Source organism: Paenibacillus sp. XY044 (assembly GCF_002257645.1).
Lineage (GTDB): Bacteria > Bacillota > Bacilli > Paenibacillales > Paenibacillaceae > Paenibacillus_AQ.
In genome coordinates, this window is the sequence record NZ_NQMO01000008.1 from 1 (window position 1) to 23,904 (window position 23,904).

Here is a 23,904-nt window from a genome sequence, read left to right on the forward strand (position 1 = left end):
GGATAAACAAAATCTAATCCGGCGTGTGGTGAAAGAAGTCCGGGTATTTAACAATGAGGAAGTCAACATTATTACTTTTTAATGCTCATATGCACCTCTATTGTCATAATGATCGAAATCCTGATGCATTTGCGTTCCTTGAAGAAAACGAGGAAGGACGTTTCCCTGCACGATCCGATCGGAACGGATAAAGAGGGGAACGAAATCACGTTGATTGATATTTTGGGCAGCGAGGCGGACGACGTGGCCGACATGGTCCAGCTCAAGATCGAGAAGAGCAAAATCTACCGGAATCTGGACATCCTCGATGAGCGCGAGCAGGAGGTCATCAAGGGGCGCTTCGGCCTCGAGCACGGCGGAGAAGAACGGACGCAGCGCGAAATCGCCAGGGAGCTGGGAATCTCCAGATCATACGTGTCCCGGATCGAGAAGCGCGCCCTGATGAAGCTGTACCATGAATTTTATAAATCCAAGCAATAGCTTGCAGCGGAGAATCCCGTGGGAAGCACTGCCGACAGCCGGAAAAAGGCCTCTCTTGCCGCCTGAAGTTCATTCTTCAGAGTGGAAAGAGGGGCCTTTGCCTGTTGCGCTGCATTTACGCCTGCCAAATGCTGGATTGGCGGAAGATCGGCTGAAACGGCAGCACGATTTTGACCGGCAGCGGGAAGGGTTCCCCGGTGATCTGCAGGATCGTCCTTGCGGCCATGACGCCGATTTCGAACGTCGGAATATGAATGGTTGAGAGCGGAGGTACGGTGTAGCGTGACGGCTCGTTGTCGTCAAACCCGACGACGGCGAAGTCCTGCGGCATGCGGTAGCCTTTCTCGGAAATGGCCCGCATAGCGGCCATCGCCATGATGTCGCTGGCCGCGAAGACCGCCGTCGGCAGACGTCCCTGATGCTCCTCCAAAAATTTCAGCATGAGATGATAGGCGCTGTCGGGCTCCCAATCGGCATTCAGTACATGCTCCGGCTGAACCGACAGGCCGGCCTGCTCCAGGGCCTGTTTGTACCCCCGGTACCTTTTCTCCCGGTCGAATTGGCCGGACAAGCCCGTGCCTCCGATAAACATAATCTCGCGGTGGCCCTGTCCGATTAAATGCTTGACGGCGATCGACGCCGCTTCGACGCGGTCATAGGAAATGGTCGGGATGCTCGGATCGGATACGTCGATTCCTACGATATGCGGAACGTGTTTCTTGAGATAGCTGTATAATTTGGGCTCAATGCCTTCAATAACGATCAAACCGTCGACCGAATCTTTGCCGGAGATTTGCTGCAATGTTTCAATTTTTTGCAAATCTTCTTGCGTGTAAGTAAAGGCGATCTGGTATCCGTGACGGGCCAATTCCTTCTCGATTCCCTCAAAAATGACCGAAAAATAAGGATGGTAGCGCCGCCCCTGCATGGTGGATACGACGCATCCGATTTTTTTGACCGCGGCTTGGTCCTGGGAAGGCACTTTCGCCATGTACCCGAGCTCTTGCGCCGCGTCCCAGATTTTCTTCTTGGTCCCGCTGCTTGAAGAGCGGTTCGAATCGTCGGCCAGAACGCGGGAAACGGTCGATATGGAGACGCCGACGCGTTCGGCTATATCTTTTAATGTGGGCATGTCATGACCTGCCTTTATGTCAGATGAGGATCCTGCAAAACTTCTTGCCGGGATTGCTTACTCTATATGTTAAGTAAAATAAAATCGCAGGTCAACTGAAAAACGGTGATAATATTATGCAAATTATAATAAAATTATTGCAAAATAATTGCAAAAAACGATTGACTATCTTTTTCGTCAGAGGTATGATTTTCATGAGATTGAGGTGATTTAAGCAAAAAAATAAAGGGGAAGGGGTTATGTCATTGCGATATTTCAAAAATTTCTCTGTTTTTGCCCTAATTTGCATGATGCTTTTGCTCTTCGGTTGCGCAAAGAATGACAGCTCTGATGCTTCCGCCACCTCTGCAACTTCAACAGGCAAGACGAAGCTCGTGTTTTGGAGTCATCAGGAAGATGCTATTATGAATGCTTACAAATCGCTGATCACCAAGTACCAATCCTTGCATCCCGACATTGAGATCGACTACCAGACTTTCCCTTACGACGTGTACAATCAGAAACTCAAGGCATCCTTCTCCGCCAAGAGCCCGCCCGATATCGCGGAAATGTTCGGTACCTGGGTACCGGAATATTCGAAAAACGGGGCGCTGGTGGAAATACCGGGAGGCGAGCAGCTGCGGCAGGAGTATTACGAAGCCCCCCTCGGAGGATACACCATGAACGACAAGCTGTATGGATTGCCGCTCGAATTTAACATCGAGAACGGCGGGATGCTGATTCACCCGCAAATGCTGAAGGATCAGGGCATCGCGGGCCCCCCGGCGACATGGGACGAACTGGTGGAAGATGCCAGGAAACTGACGGTGCGGGGCACGAACGGCATCAAGGTTAAAGGGTTCGATTTCGTCTCCACCGACAATATCACCTTCACATTCCTTTCCTTGATTCTGCAGCAAAGCGGCAAGTATTGGGGCGACAATGACCATGTGAACTTTCAAACCCCCGAAGCACAAAAGGCTATGACCGCCTTAACCTCTTTGATCGCTACCGATAAAGTGGCGGACCTTACCACGTTTGGCGGTGAACTTGACACCTCAGACTACTTCTTTCAAGGCAGCTCGGCGATGACCTACCGGGGTCCGTGGACGATAGCTGCAGGGCTGAATACATACAAGGTGAAAGACTTCGAGTATGTGCCCGTGCCATCCTTTACGACGAGTCCACCTCATTACGCAGCCGAGTCAGGCTGGGGGCTCGTAGCTTCCCAGAAGGGCAAGCATCAGGAAGCGGCCGTCGATTTTATCAAATTCATGTCATCCGACGAAAATCTGCTCGAGTGGAACCAAGGCACGTTCACGGTTCCGGCCAAAAAAGCAGTGGCCCAAAATCCGGACTACGTCAAAGCAAATCCCTTCATGAAAACTTCGCTGGATATTTTGGAGCTGGGTCAGTGGATCGGGCCCATAGCCGACCGGGACTTCTTCTTTAAAACGATCAATGATCATTTCCAATTGATGGCGACCGGCCAGGAATCGGTGGAAAACGGTCTGCAGCAGATCGAAAAAACCATTAACGACAGTCAGGATCAACATAAATGATCGGAGTGGTTATCGCATGAAGCATGACACTGCAGCAAGCAGCAGTCCGGGCATCGCCCCTGGTCTCCCGGGCCGCAGAGGGGAGAAAAGAAGGGGCCGCGGGTTCATCTATTTGTCGCTTGCGCCGATATTGCTATTATTCATTGTATTCGCTTTCATTCCTATTGGATGGAGCCTAGGGCTGTCGGTATTTAAATATAATCCGCTCAGCACAAGCGCGCTTTTCGTCGGCGCGGACAATTATATCCGCTTGCTGGGCGATTCCATTTTTGTCAAGTCACTTTGGGTCACGTTCAAATTCGTGGTCATTGCCGTCGCGGTCAACATCCTCATCACCTTAATGATCGCCGTTGCGATCCAGCGGATCCGTGCGGGCTGGCTGCGGAACCTGATGCGCACCGTCTTTTTTCTGCCGACGATCGCGCCCTTGGCGGGTACGGCCATCGTATGGAGCACGATGTTCAACTACAATCACGGGCTGTTCAACATCGTACTTACCAAGCTCCACATGGCTCCCGTTCAGTGGCTGAGCGATCCCCATTATGCGCTGTATTCTGTAATCCTCATGACGCTGTGGGCTGATATCGGGTACAACATCGTGCTCTTTATCGCGGGTCTGGATTCCATTCCGGACATGTATTATGAAGCGGCCCTTCTGGACGGGGCGAGCCGCTGGCATTCGTTCTGGCATGTGACGCTGCCGCTGCTTCGTCGCACGATGCTGTTTGTATCCGTCACGACGGTCGTCTCCTATTTCCAGGCTTTTGCCCAGTTCCAGATTATGACCAAGGGGGAGCCGTTTAACGAGACCCGGGTGCTGGCCCTTCATATTTACGAGCAGGCGTTCTCCAATTCCAACATGGGATATGCGTCCGCGATGGCCACCGTGTTTTTGATCATCATTCTGCTGGTGACCCTGCTGCAGCTGAAGTGGGGGCGCACCGAGTGGGAGTACTGACAAGGGGGATTTTCGATGCACCGTAGGAATAGATGGTTCGACGGCATCGTCATGCTCGTGCTGATCGCGGCCGGATGCCTGATGCTGCTGCCGTATCTGTGGATGGTTTTGTCTTCTTTAAAAAGCAACATGGAAATCGTGTCCGGCTCGCATGCGCTTCTGCCGCAACATCCCAGCCTGGAAGGGTACCGGACCGTCCTTGAGGACGCTCCGTTCGGGAGATGGTTTTTGAACAGCGCGGTGACGTCCGTTATCATTACGGCCGCGACGTTATTTACGAGCGCCCTGGCGGGGTATATTTTCGCCAAGCATCAATTCAAGGGGCAGAAGCTGCTGTTCATCCTCATCTTGGCAACGATGATGATTCCGTTTCAGGTGGTCATGATTCCGACCTATCTGATTACGGCCAAACTTGGGCTGGTCAATCATTTGCTGGCGATTATCCTGCCCAATCTGGTCAGCTCTTACGGGGTGTTTCTGGCGAAGCAGTTCATTGAGGACATTCCCCAGGATTTGCTCGACGCTGCAAGGATGGACGGGGCGGGCGAGCTTCGGCTGATGGTCCGGATCATCGCGCCGCTGATTCTGCCGATGCTGTCGGCGCTCGGCATTTTTACCTTCATGAATGCCTGGAACAACTATTTATGGCCGCTCATCATTCTGAACGACGAGAGCAAAATGACCGTACCGCTGGCCCTTGTTTATTTTAACGGAACCCATATGGTCAACTATAACGTCGTCATGTCGGCGGCCGTGCTCATCACCCTTCCGGTGATTGTGGTGTTCCTGATTTTCCAGAAACAGTTTATTAAAGGACTTACGATGACAGGCATGAAATAAACAGAGAAGAGACAATGAGGAGGAGAAACTGGCATGACTAAAATATCGATTATCGGCGCAGGCAGCGCCTTTACGCAGGAAATCGCCACGGACATTTTGCTGATCGAAGGCATTGAGGGCGGTACGATCGCCTTGGTGGATATCGACGCGGAGCGGCTGGAAATTGCCCGTAAGCTGGTCGAGAAAATCATTGAGCTGTCCGGCAAGCGCTGGAACGTCATCGCCTCGACCGATCGCAGGGAGGTTATCGGGGGCTCGCAGTTCGTCATCAATCAAATCGAAGTGGGCGGTCTGCAAACCGTCCGCTATGAATACGAAATTCCTCTGAAATACGGGGTTAACCAATGCATCGGCGATACGCTGGGGCCGGGCGGGCTGTTTAAAACGCTGCGTACGCTTCCGAGCTGGATGGACATCATCCGCGACATTGAGGATTTGTGCCCGGATACGACCATTCTGAACTATACGAATCCGATGTCGGCGGTGACGCTGCTGACGTCGCGGGTGACCTCGATTCCGGTCGTCGGACTGTGCCATTCCATTCAGAACACATCCCGGCAGTTAGCCAAATACGCTGGCGTCCCTTACGACGACATGCAGTGGAGAGCCGGAGGAATCAACCATATGTCCTGGTTTGTGGAACTGACCTATGAGGGGAAAGATTTGTACCCCGTGCTCCGGGAGAAGATCCAGAACCCCGACCTGTTGAAAAAGGACCCTGTGCGCTTCGACGCCATGAAATACCTGGGCGCCTTCGTCTCGGAATCCAGCGGGCACTTCTCGGAGTACATTCCGTACTACCGTAAACGGCAGTCCTTAATCGACAAGCACTGCAGCACCGGGTATAATGGCGCGACAGGCTACTATGCGGATAACTGGCCGATCTGGCGCCGGGAAAACGACGAAAAAATCGTCAAGCAGCTGGAGGGCACCCTGCCGATCGAGCTTACGCCAAGCAATGAATACGCGGCCATCATTATTGAAGCGATGCTGAAAAATGAGCCGAAGGTGATTTACGGAAACGTACCGAATGAAGGGCTGATTCACAACCTTCCCGGGGACGGGGTTGTCGAGGTGGCTTGCATGGTCGACCGGAATGGCGTAAATCCATGCCGTTTCGGCAGCCTGCCGGAGCATTTGGCCGCGCTGTGCCGGTCCAACATGGCCTTCTTTGACCTGGCAGTCGGCGCTGTGCTGAATAACGACAAAGAAATGGCCCGCCATGCGCTGATGGTCGATCCGCTGTCCGCCGCCGTCTGTTCGCTCGATGAGATCAGCGACATGTTCGAGGAGCTGTATGAAGCGGAACGCGACTTTATACCGGTGCTGAAATGATGGGAGCGGATAAGGAAAAACCGATTGTCATTGTGGCCGGCGAGCTGAACGTGGACATCATTATTTCGGGAACCGACGTGATCCCGGAATGGAATCGGGAGAAAATGGTCGACGGTTTTGACGTCGTCCTCGGCTCCTCCTCGGCGATTACCGCAAGCGCGCTGTCCAGCCTTGGCCTGGACGTGCGGTTCGTCAGCGTGGTGGGGGCGGATGACTTCGGCCGCTTCTGCCTGGGCGAGCTGCAGCGGCTGGGCGTGAACACCGATCATGTGGCAGTGCTGCCTGAGGTCAAAACGGGGGCCACCTTATCGTTTTCCACGCCTTCCGACCGCGGTTTGGTCACTTATCCCGGGAGCATTCCGCTGCTGACGCCTGACTATATTCCCGATGCTTTGATTCAGGAGGCGGATCATTTGCATTTCGGCTCCTATTATTTGCAGGACGGAATGAGGCCGCATTGGAAGGAGCTGTTCGGGAAGGCGCAGGACTTAGGGGTCAGCACATCCTTTGATACCGGATGGGATGTGCGTGGCCGGTGGGACGCCGCCGGGATCCGTGCACTGCTGGCGGTTACGGATTTGTTTATCCCCAGCGAGGAGGAGGCGCTGCATATTTTTGAGCAGGACAGCGTGGAAGCGGTATTCGGCCAATTGGTGGCCGCTCCCGGTCTGATCGCCGTCAAACAAGGCTCAAAGGGGGCATCGCTCCGGTCTCCTGATGCATCTGTCGTGTCGGCGTCGCCTTATCCGGTTACCCCCGTGGACACGACAGGGGCGGGGGATTGCTTCAATGCCGGAATGATTCGCGGTTATCTCCAAGGCTTAACCGGCAGAGAGCTGCTCGAATACGCCAATGCCTGCGGTGCGCTGTCCACGCTGGGCGTTGGAGGAACGGGCCATCTGCCGACGGCAGAGGCGGTAACGGTCCTGCAGGGAAGACGTTCGCTCCAGTAAGCACCTCGGCGTTGGGGATCTCGCATCGGAACCGTGGGCAAAGGGGGTGATCGACACATTACATAGCAGGGCAACATTGTATCATTTTATTTCAGCACAAACTTTAATCATGGGAGTTGATCGTTCGTGAGATTCGGTAAAACACTGATTGCAGGTATCAGTCTGGCTGTATTGGGGCTAGGAATCGGGTATGCAGCATCGCAAACCGTTGCGGCTGCAGGCACCGAGTATTATGTGGCGGCTAACGGAAGCGATTCGAATGCGGGTACGAGCGCGGCGCCGTGGAAAACGCTGCAGCATGCGGCGGACACGGCCGGACCGGGAAGCACGGTCTACGTCCGGAGCGGGGTGTATAACCAAAAGCTGAAAATCACCAAGTCGGGTTCTGCAGATCAAGGGCCGATCACCTTCACCAATTATAGCGGCGAGACGCCTGTTATTGACGGAACCGGACTTTCCGTGAGCGGAACGGAAGGTATCGTTGACCTGTCCGACGTCAACTATGTGACCATCCAGGGATTTGAAATCCGCAATTATACGACGACGGCAAGCAACGTCATGCCTGTCGGGATTTATGTTCACGGCTCCGGCGGCAACATTACGCTGTCCAAAAACAAGATCCATGATATTAAAAACACATCGACCCCTACCGGCAGCGACCTGCTCGGCCGGGATGCGCACGGGATCGCCGTTTACGGAACCAAGGCGCCTCAATCCATCCACGACGTGACGATCGACGGCAACGAGCTGTACAATTTGGTGCTTGGTTCCAGCGAGACGCTCGTGCTTAACGGAAACGTGGATACCTTTGCCGTGACGAACAATATCATTCACGACAACGACAACATCGGCATCGACGTGATCGGATTCGAAGGGAAATCGCCGAACTCCGCCTACGACCAGGCACGAAACGGAATCATCAGCGACAACAAAGTGTACAACATTACGTCCAACAACAATCCTTCATACGGTAAAAGGCTTCCGAACAACAGTAATGCGGCGGACGGCATTTATGTCGATGGAGGCAAGGACAGCGTCATCGAGCGAAACTACAGCTATAATAACGATATCGGGGTGGAAATCGCCTCCGAGCATGCCGGCAAGGCGACCAGCAACATTACGATCCGCAGCAACTTCATTTACAACAACCGTTTGACGGGCATCGCCATGGGTGGATACGACACGCAGCGCGGCTCGACGGTAGGCTGCCACATCGTCAACAATACGCTGTACAAAAATGACACCCTCGGCGACGGCAGCGGCCAGCTGTACGTGCAGTATGACACTCAGAACAACGTCATCCGAAACAACATTTTCGTGGCCAGTTCGTCCGATGTGCTCATTTATAATGAATACACGAAAAATTCCGGCAACGTCGTGGATTATAATCTGTACTTCGCCCCCGGCGGAAGTGCCAATGCCACCTGGACCTGGAAAAACAAAGAATACACCGGCTTTGCCGCATATAAAAATGGAACGGGCAATGACGCTCATTCCGTATTTGCCGATCCGCTCCTTGTAAACGCCGCTGCTGGCGATTTACATCTGAAGGCGGGGTCTCCCGCCATTGATAAAGGCTTGACGGATTCGGACGTCGGGGCGCTCGATATCGACGGGCAGCCCCGCGTTCAAGGTGCAAGCGTCAATATCGGCGCGGATGAATAACGCTCCTTCTTAGTCATTGCAATTCGATCAGCAGCCTCCAATCCCGGGGGCTGCTTTTATTTTATGAAGAAAAGGTCTAGTTCTCAGCAAAGGTTCGGCAGCCGGATCTTAAAGCAATTTCACGCCTGGCGGGCTGTTTGTTGAAACAGACTTGTTCACCGGGCCCTGTCCCGGTGGTATAGTAGATCTAACGATCCTGCTGCAAGTGATGAGGCGGGAATTCCATCACACTTTCATGAAAAGGAGCTGACTTGATGAACATCGTCGTACTGGACGGACATACGCTGAACCCGGGTGATATAAGCTGGGACGAGCTGAGAAACCTCGGTTCCGTGACGATCTACGACCGTACCCCCGCCGGGCTGATTCAGGAGCGGATCGGTGACGCTGAGATCGTGCTGACGAATAAAACGCCGCTGACGCGGGAGGTGCTGGAGGCGGCAGAGCGCCTGCGCTACGTCGGCGTGCTTGCTACCGGCTACAATGTGGTGGACATTGAAGCAGCGGCGGCGCGCGGTATTACCGTGACGAATGTACCGGCATACGGGACCGAATCCGTGGCACAGTTTGTGTTCGCATTGCTGCTCGAGCTGTGCCATCAGGTCGGCAGGCATGGAGACAGTGTACGCTTGGGAGAGTGGGCCCAGACGGTGGATTTCTCCTATTCGCTGTCGCCGCAAATCGAGCTCTGGGGGAAGACGATGGGGATCGTCGGTTACGGCCGGATCGGCCGGCAGGTCGCGCGGCTCGCGGAGGCTTTCGGCCTGCGCGTTCTGGTATCGGGCAGACCGGGCAGGGACGGCGGGGCAGAAGACGGCGGCGCCCGGCGAGTTCCGCTCGAGCAGCTGCTGGCCGAGTCGGACGTGGTGAGCCTGCATTGTCCGCTGACGGCGGAAACCGAGGAGCTCATTAACCGCGAACGCCTGGCGCTGATGAAGCCTTCGGCCTTTCTGATCAATACCGCCCGCGGCGGGCTGCTGCGGGAGCAGGACGTGGCCGATGCGCTGAATGAAGGCCGGCTTGCGGGCGCGGCACTCGACGTGCTCGCGGCGGAGCCTCCCTCTGCAGACCACCCGCTTGTGCATGCCCCGCGCTGCATCATCACCCCGCACATGGCGTGGGCGGCGGTGGAAGCGAGGGAGCGGCTGATGAGCATCGCTGTGGGCAACGTGGCGGCTTTCCTTGAAGGCCGGCCGGCGAACACGGTTGTACCGCATTCCCGCTGAGAACGGCATGCTGCCGCGAAGGGTATGGGGGTACTTGATTGTACGGGTTGACTTCGTGCATGGGCAGCAAAACATGGAGTAAAGTGAAAATGCAAAAGGAGGGTTTATCCGAATGAAAATCGTGATCGCTCCGGATTCGTTCAAAGGCAGCATCCGTGCCGCCGACGCGGCCGCCGCCATCGGGAGGGGCGTCAAACGCGCCCTGCCGGGCGCGGAAACCATACTTGTCCCCATGGCGGACGGCGGGGAAGGGACGCTGGACAGCTTGACGCGTTTCAGCGGCGCCAAAGCCAAGGTGCGGGTGACGGATCCGCTGGGAAGGCCGGTCGACGCCGAGTACGGCCTCATCCATGGAGGATCCACCTGTGTGGTGGAGCTGGCCAGCGCATCCGGGCTGGAGCTGGTCACCGCGGAGGAGCGGGACCCGCTGCGCACGACGACGTACGGGACCGGCGAGATTATTCGCCGCGCACTCGATGCGGGCTGCCGCCAATTTATTATGGCGATCGGCGGCAGCGCCACGAACGACGGGGGCGCCGGCATTATGCAGGCGCTGGGCTTGCGGCTGCTGGATGAGGCCGGGCAGCCTGTCGGCCGCGGCGGACTGGAGCTGCAGCGCGTGGCGGGGATCGACATGGGCGGAATGGACGCACGGCTTGCCGAATCGACCTTCGTGATCGCTTCCGACGTGCAGAACCCGCTGCTCGGTCCAAATGGCGCATCCCATGTGTATGGCCCGCAGAAGGGCGCGACACCGGAGATGGTTGCGATGCTGGAGCAGGGGATGCGCGTCTGGGCGGACCGCATCCAAGAAGCGACGGGCCTGCGCGTGCATGACTTGCCGGGAGCAGGCGCGGCGGGCGGCGTAGGAGCGGCATTGCTCGCTTTTTTCAAAGCCGGGATGAGGCGCGGCATCGATATCGTGATCGAGCATTCGGGGTTCAAGGGGCACCTGGAAGGCGCGGACCTCGTCATCACTGGCGAAGGCCGGATGGACGCGCAGACGGCATCCGGCAAAACGCCGATGGGCATCGCCCAGGAAGCGCGGCAGCGCGGAATTCCGGTCATCGCCCTGGCCGGATCGGTGGGGCCCGGAATCGGACCGCTGTATGAGGCGGGAATCCTCAGCGTGCACAGCATTGTGAACGGACCGATGGCGCTGGAGGAAGCGATGGCCCGCGCCGGAGAGCTGCTGGAGCTGTCGGCCGAGCAGGTGATCCGGACTTTTACCGGAAGCCGCCACGGGTAAATTCCGATCATCAAACAAACGTACTTATAAAAAGTTCAAAGAAACGTCTATCGACGTACATTCCAAGAACGCGTTTAGCGGAAGTTTTTTGCGAGATCCGGATGTTTGGCCGCGAAAGTTTATACTTTCTGATCAATAAAAAAAGCGGCAGTGTCCGGAAGGCCCGGTAACTGCTGCTTTTTTTCTGTGATGACCCCTTGGTTTGGTTGGCGTTATCTCTTCATAGTCATATCCGTCAGCGGGCTGGACATCCGTTTCTTAATCTGCTCTAAAATGCGCTTGGAAACGGAAATGGTACGGGGGTAAGCAAAATCATCGCGGAAGTGAAGGACATTGCCTTCAAAGGAAGTGATTTTGTTCACGTTGACATAGATGTTGGATGCAGCGCGGACAAAATTGGGCTGGGAGATCAAAGCAGTCGTTTCCTGGCGAGTTAACCGTTTCTTGATAATATAGTTTCTGCCGTGGAAAATAACCTGTCCCTGACCGCCGACCTTAAAGAAAAACGCGTCCGTCACCGGATCAAACTGATGATATTCCTGCAGCACCTTGTCGGATGAAGTCATCTTACCAAAGCCCCCTTTTAGAAGATGATAAAGTGTTAGCGCTTTCATTCTATCATACTTTTCTGTTCTGCATAAGAGTAAATTTGTGAATTTTATGATTTTTTTTGTGAACTTGGACAAAACGATTCACTGTATTGACCCCATGTTCCAAAACGGCCACAATGGTCATAGTCGACTGCGGCAAGCGTGGTCACCTGTCAACGTCAAAACGGAGAAAGGACGAATTCCCTTGAACCCAAGTTCTATGAAGATCACGGCGATTTCCGGTAGCCTCCGAAGACAATCGTCCAATACGAGCCTGCTTCACGCCCTTATTCCGCTGGCACCGGAAACGATGGAGATTTCGATATTTGAAGGCATCGGAGACATGCCCCATTTTAACCCGGATATGGATGGAGACGAACCTGTTCCTTCGGTGGCACGGTTTCGTGACACGATCCGTCAGGCGGACGGCGTGATCATTTGCACCCCCGAATACGCGCATGGCGTGCCCGGCGTGCTGAAGAACGCACTCGACTGTCTGGTGTCGTCCGGAGAATTCGTCTACAAGCCCGTCGCTGTCGTCAGCGGATCCCCAATTGAAACGGGCGGAGAGAAAGCGCATCAGTCTCTGCTAATGACGCTTGGGATGATGACGGCTGAGTTGGTGGAGGGAGGCTCGTTCACGGTACCTTTTCTCAATCAGAAGCTCCGGGGCGGAGAGATGATTGACGAGGAGCTAAAAGAAAGGCTGAAGGGCATGCTCGGGAAGCTGGAAGAGGCAGTACAGCTAGCAGCCGCAAGCGGTAAGGACCGGTTTCGGTAACATGGATAACCATATTCCCCGTAAAAAAAGCCTGCGGCACTTCAATCCTGGGGATTGGAGCGCGCAGGCTTTTATCGTATTAGCAGGTCGGACCTTTTGAACGGGGGATACATATTTATTTACAAGTAAGGACTTTTCAACGCAGGCTAGAGCCCCGGGCTTCAAGCATTTTCGATGATGGTGTTGAGCGTCGTGCGGTCGAGTCCTTTGACCAGCTTGGTCAGAAGCTCCTTGGCTGCATCGTAATCATCGGTATGGATGATCGACGAAGAGGTGTGAATGTAGCGGGCGCAAATGCCGATGACGGTGGACGGCACACCGATTCCGCTCAAATGCACCTGTCCGGCGTCCGTGCCGCCAGGAGATACGAAATACTGGTACTTAATGTTGTGGGTATCCGCCGTATCCTGCACGTATTCGACGAGTCCGCGGTGGGTGATCATCGTCGGATCGAAAATGCGCAGCAGCGCCCCCTGTCCGATATGCCCGAAAGCGTTCTTGTCGCCGGTCATATCGTTGGCCGCGCTCGCATCCAGGGCGAAGAAAATGTCCGGTTGGATGAGATTGGCCGATGTGCGCGCGCCGCGCAGACCCAGCTCCTCCTGGACCGTAGCGCCGCAGTACAGCGTATTCGGCAGCTTCTCCTGGTGGAGTGCCTCCAACAGTTCGATCGCAAGGCCGACTCCGTACCGGTTGTCCCAGGCTTTGGCCATAATTTTCTTCGGATTGGCCAGCGGTGTGAATTCACAGACCGGCAGCACCTGAAGCCCCGGACGGATGCCGAAAGACTCGGCTTCCTCGCGGTTATCCGCGCCGATATCGATGTACATGGCCTTGATGTCCACCGGTTTGCTGCGCTGGGATTCATCCAGCAGATGGGTTGGCGTCGATCCGACAACCCCGAACACCGGACCGTTTGGCGTTATGATCTGAAGCCGCTGGGAGAGCACGGCTTGGCTCCACCAGCCGCCGAGCGGCTGAAAGCGCACCATCCCGGCTTCGGTGATGCCTGTAACCAGAAAACCGACCTCGTCAAAATGGCCGGCCACCATGACCTTCGGGCCGTTTTCATCCCCGCGGAGGACGCCGAACAGACTGCCAAGACGGTCCTGTACGAACTCATCCGTATATGGGGAAACCGTCTCTTTAAAGTATGCGCGCAGGTCTTTTTCAAACCCGGAAGCCGCGGGGAATTCCGTCAGCTTGCGGAACAAATCCTTCGTTTTTTGATCCATCGTACCTTATCTCCTTTATCATGTGTCGGGTATGTATATAGATTGAACTAAAGTTTTGCATTGAGTTATCACGGCCAAGAGAGGCCTATAACATTCATTTCTTTAGTTCATTCTATGTAGTTGACTTCAATCCTAGTATGAACCGACTTGGTCCGATTGTCCACGTCCGGCGGGCAAAAGCACAAATGGTGAATCCGTTGAATAGGATATCCTGGACGGATGCCCTGAAGTCAGCCGGAAGGAGCCTGGTTATGGAACCGAAGTTTATGGATCGCCGCCAAGAAAACATCCTGATCCTCGTATTGTTGATTTTACTGGTCATCGTGCTTCTCTTCTTATTATAATTCCTCCTGCCACGGATAACCCTCTTTAAACAGCCGCCAGGTTCGAACCCATGTGCCCGGCTGCCTGGCGCTGTTTGCCGCCGTCCTCTGCCGTCCTCCGCTTCCATACATAACTCGTCTGCGAATGACAAATAATGAAAAGGAATGATGAATAGGAGGTGCCTGTAATGCCTGCCAATACGAAGAACAGGGGAACCGGATTCAAGATCGATTCATTGACGCCCGAGGAATACAAATCCATCAGCAAAAAGCATTCTCCTTCGCGCAGCACATTCAAAAACTGCGTAAGTGCTTTTGTGGTCGGCGGATTGATTTGTCTGATCGGACAAGCGATCCAGCGGGCGTTCATGAGCTGGTTCGACATGACGGTCAAGGAAGCGGGCAATCCGACCGTTGCGGTGCTCATTATCATATCGGTAATCCTGACCAGCTTTGGCGTGTACGACAAAATCGCCCAGTGGGCCGGAGCGGGGACGGCGGTACCGGTTACGGGTTTCGCCAACTCCATGTGCTCCGCGGCGCTTGAGCATAAAGCGGAAGGCTACGTCCTAGGCGTAGGGGGCAATATGTTCAAGCTCGCCGGCTCGGTAATCGTATTCGGGACCGTCGCCGCCTTCGTCGTGGGACTCGTCTACGCCATTTTCGGCATCGAGGGAGTGCATCAGCCATGAAGCTGACCGGCCAGACCTGGGCATTTGACACCAGGCCCGTTCTGATCGGAAGCGCCGCCGTCGTCGGTCCCGATGAGGGACAGGGCCCGCTGTCTCCCGATTTCGATTATGTGTACGACAATCTCGAGATCAACGAGAAGACATGGGAAAGGGCGGAGCGAAGGCTGCTTGAGCAGGCGGCCCAACTGGCCGTCATCAAGTCGGGACTGGACAAGGAACAGATCCAGTTCTATGTAGGCGGGGACTTGATGAACCAGATCATCAGCAGCACGTTCTCCGCCCGCAAGCTGGGCGTGCCATACCTGGGCGTTTTCGGGGCCTGCTCAACGTCCATGGAAAGCCTGGCGATCTCCGCCTTAATGGTCGACACGGGTGCCGCAGAGCGGGTAATGGCCGGTACCGGCAGTCATAACTGTACGGCTGAGAAGCAGTTCCGGTACCCGACCGAATACGGCTCACAGAAGCCGCCGACCGCTCAGTATACGGTTACCGGGGCTGGCTGCGGCGTCATCGCCAAAGGCGGACAGGGCCAAGCCGGCCCGAGGATCGCCCGGGCGACCATCGGCAGGATCATGGACCTGGGGGTCAAGGATCCATTCAACATGGGCGCCGCGATGGCGCCGGCCGCTGCCGATACGATCGCCGCGCATTTCCGGGATACGGGACTGACTCCCGATCATTATGACCTGATCGTGACCGGCGATCTGGCTTCGGTCGGTCTGCCGATAGCGAAAGAGCTGCTTGAGAAGGAAGGCTACCGGATGGATGAGACGAAATTCGGCGATTGCGGTCTCATGATTTATAACCGTCAGAAGCAGAAGGCCGTCCTGGCCGGAGGAAGCGGCTGCGGCTGCTCGGCGGCGGTGACCTACGGCCATTTGGTCAAACGGATGTTACAACGCGAATTACATAAAGTGCTGGTCGTGGCGACCGGCTCGCTGCACTCCCCTTTGTCGGTTCAGCAGGGAGAGAGCATCCCGTGCATCGCCCACGCCGTGGCACTGGAAATGGAGGGTTAACCAATGCAGTTTTTATGGGCATTTATTATCGGCGGCCTGATCTGTGTCATCGGCCAGCTCATGATGGACTTATTTAAGATGACACCGGCGCATACGATGAGCACGCTGGTGGTCGCTGGTGCGGTGGCGGACGGTCTCGGCTGGTACGATCCACTCGTCAAATTTGCCGGCGCCGGCGCTTCCGTACCTATTACCAGCTTCGGCAGCTCGCTTGTTCACGGGGCGCTGTCGGAGCTGCAGAGGGACGGCTGGATCGGCGTCGTGACAGGCATCTTCGAGGTGACCAGCGCGGGGATATCGGCGGCAATCATCTTTTCGTTTATTGCCGCGCTGCTCGTCCGTCCCCGCGGGTAATTTCAATAAAATATGCCGCTTGCATTCTCTAGTTCAAACTGAAAACGGTTTGCTAAGAAACACCCCGGGATCGTGTATCCCGGGGTGTTTTGGCGTTCATTTCTGCGGGTATGTGGGGGTATACGAGGATTTTAGGAAATGTGCCCAATATACTTTCTGTTCTTCCTTCATGTACAATGTAAAATATATACTTATAGAGAATGAACGAAAGAAATGAATGAATGTTATTGGCCACTAATGGGCCGTGTTAACAGGAAATTCAATGCTAAACTTTAGTTCAATCTTTATATTTGTATTCAGCTATTTTACCGATCTTATCGATTTACCAGTGAACGCATCTGCGAGCATTCATTGATTACGAATCCTAGGAGGAACTGATATGCCCGTACGCAGCGAATTTCTACACATTATTGCAGCAGTAAGATCCAATCTCGAATCTTGCATATTGGGAAAATCATTTGAAATACAGCTCCTTCTAACCGCTCTGCTAGCAGAAGGGCATGTTTTGATCGAAGATGTACCCGGAACGGGGAAGACGCAGCTTATCAAAGCGCTCGCCCGGTCCATGAGCGGCGATTACCGGCGTGTCCAGTGCAACCCGGACATTCTGCCGAGCGATATTACGGGCGTTTCCGTGTTTCATCCCCGCGAGGAGCGGTTCTACTTCCGTCCGGGTCCGGTGATGACCAACATTCTTCTGGCCGACGAGATCAATCGGGCTACGACCAAGACCCAGTCGGCCCTGCTTGAAGTCATGGAAGAACGAAACGTGACGGTGGACGGCGAGACGTATGAGCTACCACGTCCGTTCATGCTGTGCGCCACTCAGAATCCGATCGACTTTGAAGGCACTTACATGCTGCCCGAAGCGCAGCTTGACCGTTTTATGATGAAGATCAGCCTCGGCTATCCCGACGCGGCCACGGAGAAAAGCCTGCTGTACCAGCACAAGCAGGGCCAGCCGGTGGACCGGTTGACTCCAGTGACGAACATGGATCAAATCGCGGAGATGCAGCATGAAATCCGCAGCATTTATATCGATGAGGCGGTGACGGACTATTTGCTGAGCATCGTCCGCCGCACCCGGGAGCATGCATCCGTCCTGCTCGGGGCCAGCCCGCGCGCTTCCTTGTCGTTCCTGAACGCTGTCAAGGCGTTCGCTTTCCTGCAGCAGCGGGAATATGTCCTTCCGGACGATATCAAGACGCTTGCACCTTATGTTCTCGCCCACCGCATCATCCTCCGTCCGGAATCCCGGCTCGACAACGTCAGTCCGGAATCCGTTCTGAAAAACATCCTTCAGCAGGTGCATGTGCCTGTGGCGATGGAGCGATAAATGATGACAAGGCTGCTAACCGGTATCCGATCCGGACTCAAAACCCCGAGATATTGGGCCGTGCTGCTCGTATGGGGCGCCAGCCTGTTCTATGTTCTGTTTCAGGGCGGCAAGACGTCCCTGATGCTGTTTGTCATGATCAGCGTGATCGTCCTGTATTTGATTGTGCTCGGCATCAGCGGGGTCCGGCTGACGCGGGGAATGCGCCAGCTGTCTACTGAAAGGGGACAAGGCAACGTGCTTCACGCCGGCGAGCAGATCAAGGTCAGGCTTGATTTTTCGATTCCGGGATTTTTGCCGATGCCCTATATTATCATCCGTGAAGTCATGAAGCGGCATAACGGAGATTCCTGGTCGTTTGAAGAAAGCGTCATCCCCAATTACAGGGGCAGCGGTACGTTGATGTTCCAAACACCGCCGCTGGAGCGGGGCAGATATTATTTTACCGAGACGGAATGCGCCAGTGAGGATATTTTCGGCTTTATCGAGCATAAAGGCCACTTTCATGTGGCAGGCCAGTTTCGCGTGATGCCCCGAACCGTGTTTATTCCCGCCTGGAAGCTGTTCGACCGGAATTCCCCGCTTGCGGGGCCTCAGACCGCCTCGGCGGCTTCACGCAAAGAAACGACCCAGATTAACGGCGTTCGCGACTATGTGTACGGGGACCGGATTTCGCGGATTCACTGGAATGCCACCGCGAAGACCGGACAGTGGAAGTCCAAGGAATTCGAGTACGATTCCGTGCCGAAGACGATGCTTCTGCTTGACGCCACCAAGTCTCATTATGGTTCCGACGCACTGTTTGAGCTGGCCGTTTCCACGGCGGCCTCACTGCTCGAGTATGGCGGACGCGGCAGAATGAACATGGGCCTGGCTACCCTCGGCGACACGTTTAAATTGTTTCCTCCGAGCAGCGTGCAGGGAGACCGCCAGCGGATGATGCATCACCTGGTGGATCTGTCCGCCGACGGATACGGAAAGCTGCTCCCGAAGCTGGAGCAGAACGCACGATTTCTGCCTGCAGGGGCTTTCCTCGTGTTCATTTCACCGGCCAGCGGCCAGCAGGTACTGGACATTCTGCGCTGGGCCGAAACCCGGGGCATGAGCTCTTCGCACATCCGGATCAGCTCCGGGCGGGAAAAAGGCGTGGAAGGATGGGGTGCCATGCTCGCTTCCCGTGGAACTTTTGCGTGCAGCGTTAAATCGCTGAATGAGCTGCCGGCTGCTTTAGGGGGTGGAAGGGTTTGATCAACTGGCTGTATTCGCTGCGCACCTCGTTATTCCGCACCTTGTCTTTGGTGTGGTTATGGATCATGGCGCTGCAGTGGATTTACTTTATGAACAACATTTGGTACAGCGAGACGACGGCGATCGTCATGATCAGCGTGACCGTCATCACGGCGATCGAAATCGTGCTGCCGATCAAGAGCATTTACCGGTACTTGCTGGAAGGCATCGCGGTGCTGTACATCCTTCACCGGGAGATGGTCGCCTACTGGATTTACTTTCCGGCAGGAAGCCTGCCGAACCGGATCCAGCAGTTTACGGGCAACGCGCTCCCGTACCTCGGTTTTGCCGTGGGCGCTTGGATCCTGCTGCTGCTCAGCGCCAAGCTGGTCAACAATCAGCGCAGAATCCTCGTGTTCGCGGGCATGCTTATCATGGCGTTCTCCATACTGGATTCCTTCACGGTGTACGATTTATGGAAGGAAGTCGCCTGGACGGTGTTTGCGGCGCTCGGCTGGCTGGTCAGCGAGCATTTCCGCCGCTTCCAGCAGAAATACCCGCACGGCTGGCGTTATCTGCGGCAGTACCCGCTTAAGATGCTGCTGAACGTGGCGGTTATTTTCTCGCTGGTGTTTACGGTCGGCGTCAATATGCCGGATGTGCCGCCGTCACTGACCGATCCCTATACGGCCTGGGTCGGCATCCAAGGCGAGACGGCTGCCACAGCCGGCGTTGACGGAGATCCGGCTGAATCGGTGATTCGGACATCTTCGGGATACAGCCGCAACGACAACAAGCTTGGCGGCGGGTTCAATTTTGACTATACGCCGGTAATGGAGATCAGCTCGGACCAGCGGAGTTATTGGCGCGGGGAGACCCGTAAGCTGTATACCGGCAGCGGCTGGGGGGACGAGCGCAATTCCGGCAGGGAGACCGATGAGGTGACGCCGGATGCGAAGCTTCCCGGGGAGGAACCGACGGCCGGCGATACGATGACGGTAAAACAGACGGTTACGATGCTGAGCGACAACCAGTATCCCGTTTTGTTCGGCGCGTATAACCTGTCCAAGGTAGAATTTGTCGATGACGGGAAGGACACCGGCAGCCTCCGCTGGAACAGCTCGCAATCCGAGCTTCGCTGGACTGCCGAGTCAAGGCGGGACCGTTATCCGAAAACCTATACGGTCGTTTCGGAGGTTCCGGTCGTTACCGAGGATGAAATCCGCCTGAAGTCGTTTGCCGACCTGTACGGCTTCCAAGGGACCGAGGATGCATACCTGCAGGTACCGAACGATTTCCCGAAACGGACCCGCGATCTGGCAGAAGAAGTGACGGCTTCCGGAGAGACACCGTATGAAAAAATCGGTTTACTCCAAAACTATTTAACGACGCACTACACATACACCAACGAGCCCGACTTATCCAAAAAGGTCAGCCGCGATTTCGTGGACAGCTTCCTGTTTGAGATTAAGGAAGGATACTGCGATTATTTCTCGACTTCGATGGTGATGATGGCCCGTTCCCTCGGCATCCCGGCCCGGTGGGTCAAAGGCTATGCCCCCGGCCAGGTGCAGGGGAGCAGCGCCGACGTGCAGGTTCAAGGCGTGCAGGGCAGTTCGGACGCCGGCGTATATACGGTGACCAATGCCGATGCGCACTCGTGGGCGGAGGTCTATTTCGGGCCGTACGGCTGGATTCCGGTGGAAGCGACCCCGGGCTTCAGCATGCCGCTGCTCACGCATGACGCCCAGGCCCAAGATCCGGCGGAGCCGGAGACTCAGCCGGAAGTCGAGGAAGACCAGCCTGAGCAGACGCCTCAATCGGCAACGCAGAACCAGGAACGCGGACCCGTGTTGAAAGTGGTGTATGGAGCTTCCCTTCTCATCCTTGCAGCGTTTGCGGTGTATGTGCTGTGGCGGATGCGCCTGCAGCTCCGGTTTGGATGGCTCCGGCTTCGCACGGGACAGAAGCTGTCTCCCGATCAGAAGGTGATCGTCATGACCGAACGGTGGATCAAGCAGCTGCGCCGAAGAGGACTGAAACGCGGCTCGGACGAAACGCTCCGGGAGTCGGTCAACCGCTGGGAAGGACGTTCTCCGGCGCTCGGTTCCTTCCTGGAACCGCTGCTCCAGCTGTTCGAGAAGGCGCGCTACAGTCCTTCGGCGGTGTCGGAATCGGAATGGAGAAGCGTTCATGCCCATGCCAAGGAATTGAAATCTGCGATGAAAAAGATACCGAAAAAAGCAGCGTGACGGACTTTTTTGAAGGCGCCCTCCGGGCGTTTTCTTTTTTTGTTCCGTCCGAACATAAGTTTTTTACTAACCACGCAGATTATGGTATAGTTTGTCCTATGAAACTGAGGTGACATCAATTTGTTTGAAATGCTTATCCCGAAAATGAGGGTAAAAACGGTGTTTGATCTGGATTTGGAGCGGCTGTATTCGCAGGGATTCCGTGGAATCATCACGGATCTGGACAATACGCTGGTCGGTGCCAAGGCTCCCTTGGCTACCCCCGAGCTAATCGCCTGGTTCGAAAAGGTGAAAAAGGCGGGATTCCAGCTTGTCATCGTGTCCAATAACCAAATGGCGAGAGTGTCGACTTTTTCCACCCCGCTGGATATCCGGTTTGTCCATGAAGCCCGCAAGCCGTCGAACGCGCCTTTCCGGAAAGCCATGCAGATGATGGGCCTGAAGAACGAGGAGACGATCGTGGTCGGCGACCAGATGCTGACCGACGTGTATGGCGGCAACCGGCTCGGCCTGTTTACTGTGCTGGTGCTCCCGATTTCCATTCAGGATGAAGGCTGGGGTACGCGCATCAACCGGCGTCTGGAGAAAATTGCGCTCGCACGATTGCGGAAAAAGGGATTATGGCTGGAGGAGGAACACCAACAATGAAAGACCCGATAGACGGCAGTCAGGCCGTAAAATGCAGCGGCTGCGGCATTGCCATCCAAACGGAGCAGCCCGAGCTTCCGGGATATACCCCGGAGAAGGCGATGGACCGGGATCCGGTCATCTGCCAGCGCTGCTTCCGGATTAAAAACTACAACGAGGCTTCTTCCGTTGCCGTCGACCAGGATGAATTCCTGCGTCTGCTCAGCCAAATCGGCGGGAAGAACGCGCTCGTTATTCATATTGTGGACCTGTTCGATTTTGAAGGAAGCCTTATTTCAGGCTTGCAGCGGTTTGTCGGCAACAATCCGGTCATTCTCGCCGTGAACAAAATCGATCTTCTGCCGAAGGTGACGAACTGGAACAAGTTGCGCAACTGGGTGCAGAAACAATGCAAGGAACACGGCCTCAAGACGGAAGAAATCGTCCTTTGCAGCGCCAAGAAAAATCAGGGCTTCGACCGCCTGCTGGACACGGTTGCCTCTTATCGCGGAGACCGCGACGTCTATGTGGTGGGGGCGACCAATGTCGGCAAATCGACGCTGATCAACCGGCTGATCCGGGATTACAGCGATCTGGAGCAGGAGCTGACCGTTTCGCGTTATCCGGGAACGACCCTGGATATGGTCAACATTCCGCTCGACGACGGCCGCTTTATTATCGACACGCCGGGGATCGTATACCCTTGGCGTTACAGCGAGCTCGTCACCCGGGAGGACCTGGGCGCAGTCATGCCGGACAATCCGTTGAAGCCGGCCGTATACCAGCTGAACGAAGGACAGACGCTGTTTTTCGGAGCCATGGCGCGGTTTGACTTTATTCAGGGAGAACGCCAGTCGTTTACCTGCTTTGTCGGCAGCCGAGTAGGCATTCACCGCACCAAGCTGGAGCGTGCCGATGAGCTGTATGCGGAGCATGCCGGGGAGCTGCTGTCCCCGCCGAACCGGGAGAACGTCGGGAAGTTGCCGGAATGGACGAGGCATGAATTCCGCATCAAACGCGGAACTCACATGGATTTGTTCGTTTCCGGACTGGGCTGGGTTAAAGTGAACAGCGACCAGGGAGCTCTGTGCGCCATTCACGCGCCGCGGGGAGTCAAGGTGCTCGCAAGGCCTTCTGTAATCTGACGCTGCCTTTGAACGTTGCAAGAGCTGACAGCTGAGCAGCAGGGGAAAGGGGAAACCATGAATTTGGCTAAACCGGATTTACTGAAACATACAGGGGAGCTGCTGCTGGGCGTCATCGGGGATCCGATCGCCCATTCCAAATCGCCCGTGATGCACAAGGCGGCGCTGGCCGCGCTCGGCATCCCGGGCGCCTATGTTCCGATGCGGGTATCGCGGGAGCAGGTCGGAACGGCGCTGGAAGGAATCAAGGCACTTGGCTTTCGTGGAATCAACGTCACGATTCCACACAAGCTGGAGGTCATTCCGTTCCTGAACGACCTGGACGAAACGGCCCTGAAGATCGGAGCCGTCAACACGATCGTGAATGACGGAGGCCACCTCACGGGGTATAATACAGACGGTATCGGCTACGTCCGTTCCCTCAAGGAAGAGGCCATTGCCGAGCTGCAAGGCAAAAACATTCTGGTGCTTGGAGCCGGAGGAGCCGCTCGCGGTATCGTTTACGCCTTGACACTGGAGCATCCGGACCGGATTTGCGTGGCCAACCGGACGGCCGATAAAGCCCAGGCGCTGGCGGCAGAATGGAAAGAGCTGGCGGACATCCGCGGGATTGCCATGGAAGGCATTCCGGCGATGCTCAGCGAAGTTGACGTGATCATTAATACGACATCGGTCGGCATGCATCCGCATACGGACGGCACACCGCTCGATTCGGATCTGATCCCTTCGGGAATCGTGGTCAGCGACTTGATCTATAATCCGCTTAAGACCAAACTTCTCGCTGATAGCGAGAAGAAGGGCTGCGTTATTCACGGCGGTCTCGGCATGTTTGTGAATCAGGGAGCATATGCCCTGGAATATTGGACCGGACTGCCCGCCCCGGTAGAGGCGATGCGCAGCGCGGTTCTGGCCAGCATGAAGGAATTATGATTATCGAATTGTAC

21 protein-coding genes and 1 pseudogene are annotated in these 23,904 nt (G+C 55.5%); 19 read left to right on the plus strand and 3 right to left on the minus strand.

The window, feature by feature from the left end; all coding sequences use genetic code 11:
• Positions 1-114 precede the first annotated feature (114 nt).
• Positions 115-480: pseudogene (locus CJP46_RS26440) on the plus strand (sigma-70 family RNA polymerase sigma factor); the annotation flags it as partial.
• A 115-nt stretch (positions 481-595) separates the two neighbouring features.
• Here CJP46_RS26440 and CJP46_RS26445 read toward each other — a convergent pair.
• Positions 596-1,612 carry a LacI family DNA-binding transcriptional regulator gene (locus tag CJP46_RS26445; RefSeq protein WP_094598644.1) on the minus strand — a complete coding sequence of 339 codons (1,017 nt, stop codon included), beginning with the start codon at positions 1,610-1,612 and terminating at the stop codon, positions 596-598.
• A gap of 404 nt (positions 1,613-2,016) precedes the next feature.
• On the opposite strand from CJP46_RS26445, the gene CJP46_RS26450 reads away from it, so the two are divergent.
• The 8 genes from CJP46_RS26450 (at position 2,017) to CJP46_RS26485 (ending at position 11,379) form a co-directional block, all read left to right on the plus strand.
• A complete protein-coding gene (locus CJP46_RS26450) occupies positions 2,017-3,153 on the plus strand; it encodes an ABC transporter substrate-binding protein (RefSeq protein WP_094598645.1) in 1,137 nt (378 codons plus the stop codon).
• 16 nt (positions 3,154-3,169) lie between these two features.
• A complete protein-coding gene (locus tag CJP46_RS26455; RefSeq protein WP_094598646.1) occupies positions 3,170-4,111 on the plus strand; it encodes a carbohydrate ABC transporter permease in 942 nt (313 codons plus the stop codon).
• 15 nt (positions 4,112-4,126) lie between these two features.
• Positions 4,127-4,951, plus strand: a complete 825-nt coding sequence (locus tag CJP46_RS26460) for a carbohydrate ABC transporter permease (protein WP_094598647.1) — start codon at positions 4,127-4,129, stop codon at positions 4,949-4,951.
• A gap of 33 nt (positions 4,952-4,984) precedes the next feature.
• Positions 4,985-6,286, plus strand: a complete 1,302-nt coding sequence (gene melA / locus CJP46_RS26465) for an alpha-galactosidase (RefSeq protein WP_094598648.1) — start codon at positions 4,985-4,987, stop codon at positions 6,284-6,286.
• On the plus strand, positions 6,283-7,239 hold the full coding sequence (locus tag CJP46_RS26470) for a carbohydrate kinase family protein (RefSeq protein ID WP_094598649.1): 957 nt from the start codon (positions 6,283-6,285) through the stop codon (positions 7,237-7,239). The genes melA and CJP46_RS26470 overlap by 4 nt, the downstream gene beginning before the upstream one ends.
• A gap of 126 nt (positions 7,240-7,365) precedes the next feature.
• Positions 7,366-8,904, plus strand: coding sequence for a right-handed parallel beta-helix repeat-containing protein (locus CJP46_RS26475; RefSeq protein WP_094598650.1), 1,539 nt, complete (start codon positions 7,366-7,368; stop codon positions 8,902-8,904).
• 254 nt (positions 8,905-9,158) lie between these two features.
• Entirely contained in the window at positions 9,159-10,130 is a 972-nt protein-coding gene (locus CJP46_RS26480; protein WP_094598651.1) for a D-2-hydroxyacid dehydrogenase, read from the plus strand.
• Positions 10,131-10,242: 112 nt separating this feature from the next.
• Complete coding sequence (locus CJP46_RS26485; protein ID WP_094598652.1) at positions 10,243-11,379, plus strand: glycerate kinase; 1,137 nt, start codon at positions 10,243-10,245, stop codon at positions 11,377-11,379.
• 212 nt (positions 11,380-11,591) lie between these two features.
• On the opposite strand, the gene CJP46_RS26490 is transcribed toward CJP46_RS26485, so the two are convergent.
• Positions 11,592-11,945, minus strand: a complete 354-nt coding sequence (locus CJP46_RS26490) for a LytTR family transcriptional regulator DNA-binding domain-containing protein (protein WP_094598653.1) — start codon at positions 11,943-11,945, stop codon at positions 11,592-11,594.
• A 229-nt stretch (positions 11,946-12,174) separates the two neighbouring features.
• Here CJP46_RS26490 and CJP46_RS26495 point away from each other — a divergent pair, with 229 nt between their 5' ends.
• Positions 12,175-12,750, plus strand: coding sequence for an NADPH-dependent FMN reductase (locus CJP46_RS26495; protein ID WP_256992544.1), 576 nt, complete (start codon positions 12,175-12,177; stop codon positions 12,748-12,750).
• A gap of 161 nt (positions 12,751-12,911) precedes the next feature.
• On the opposite strand, the gene CJP46_RS26500 is transcribed toward CJP46_RS26495, so the two are convergent.
• Positions 12,912-13,985: a M42 family metallopeptidase gene (locus CJP46_RS26500; protein WP_094598655.1), complete on the minus strand. Its 1,074-nt coding sequence runs from the start codon at positions 13,983-13,985 to the stop codon at positions 12,912-12,914.
• A 511-nt stretch (positions 13,986-14,496) separates the two neighbouring features.
• Here CJP46_RS26500 and spoVAC point away from each other — a divergent pair.
• The 9 genes from spoVAC to CJP46_RS26545 all read left to right on the plus strand — a co-directional run bounded on the left by spoVAC (position 14,497) and on the right by CJP46_RS26545 (position 23,890).
• On the plus strand, positions 14,497-15,000 hold the full coding sequence (spoVAC, locus tag CJP46_RS26505) for a stage V sporulation protein AC (protein WP_094598656.1): 504 nt from the start codon (positions 14,497-14,499) through the stop codon (positions 14,998-15,000).
• On the plus strand, positions 14,997-16,019 hold the full coding sequence (gene spoVAD, locus CJP46_RS26510; protein WP_094598657.1) for a stage V sporulation protein AD: 1,023 nt from the start codon (positions 14,997-14,999) through the stop codon (positions 16,017-16,019). Before spoVAC ends, spoVAD begins: the two co-directional genes overlap by 4 nt.
• 3 nt (positions 16,020-16,022) lie before the next feature.
• Positions 16,023-16,373, plus strand: coding sequence for a stage V sporulation protein AE (gene spoVAE / locus CJP46_RS26515; RefSeq protein ID WP_094598658.1), 351 nt, complete (start codon positions 16,023-16,025; stop codon positions 16,371-16,373).
• Positions 16,374-16,752: 379 nt separating this feature from the next.
• Entirely contained in the window at positions 16,753-17,709 is a 957-nt protein-coding gene (locus tag CJP46_RS26520; protein ID WP_094598659.1) for an AAA family ATPase, read from the plus strand.
• A gap of 3 nt (positions 17,710-17,712) precedes the next feature.
• Complete coding sequence (locus CJP46_RS26525; protein ID WP_094598934.1) at positions 17,713-18,957, plus strand: DUF58 domain-containing protein; 1,245 nt, start codon at positions 17,713-17,715, stop codon at positions 18,955-18,957.
• Complete coding sequence (locus CJP46_RS26530) at positions 18,954-21,188, plus strand: transglutaminase domain-containing protein (protein ID WP_179281351.1); 2,235 nt, start codon at positions 18,954-18,956, stop codon at positions 21,186-21,188. The genes CJP46_RS26525 and CJP46_RS26530 overlap by 4 nt, the downstream gene beginning before the upstream one ends.
• Before the next feature lie 120 nt (positions 21,189-21,308).
• Positions 21,309-21,836, plus strand: coding sequence for a YqeG family HAD IIIA-type phosphatase (locus CJP46_RS26535; RefSeq protein WP_094598660.1), 528 nt, complete (start codon positions 21,309-21,311; stop codon positions 21,834-21,836).
• A complete protein-coding gene (gene yqeH, locus CJP46_RS26540; protein WP_094598661.1) occupies positions 21,833-22,960 on the plus strand; it encodes a ribosome biogenesis GTPase YqeH in 1,128 nt (375 codons plus the stop codon). Before CJP46_RS26535 ends, yqeH begins: the two co-directional genes overlap by 4 nt.
• Before the next feature lie 57 nt (positions 22,961-23,017).
• Positions 23,018-23,890 carry a shikimate dehydrogenase gene (locus CJP46_RS26545; RefSeq protein WP_094598662.1) on the plus strand — a complete coding sequence of 291 codons (873 nt, stop codon included), beginning with the start codon at positions 23,018-23,020 and terminating at the stop codon, positions 23,888-23,890.
• The last annotated feature ends 14 nt before the right edge of the window (positions 23,891-23,904 follow it).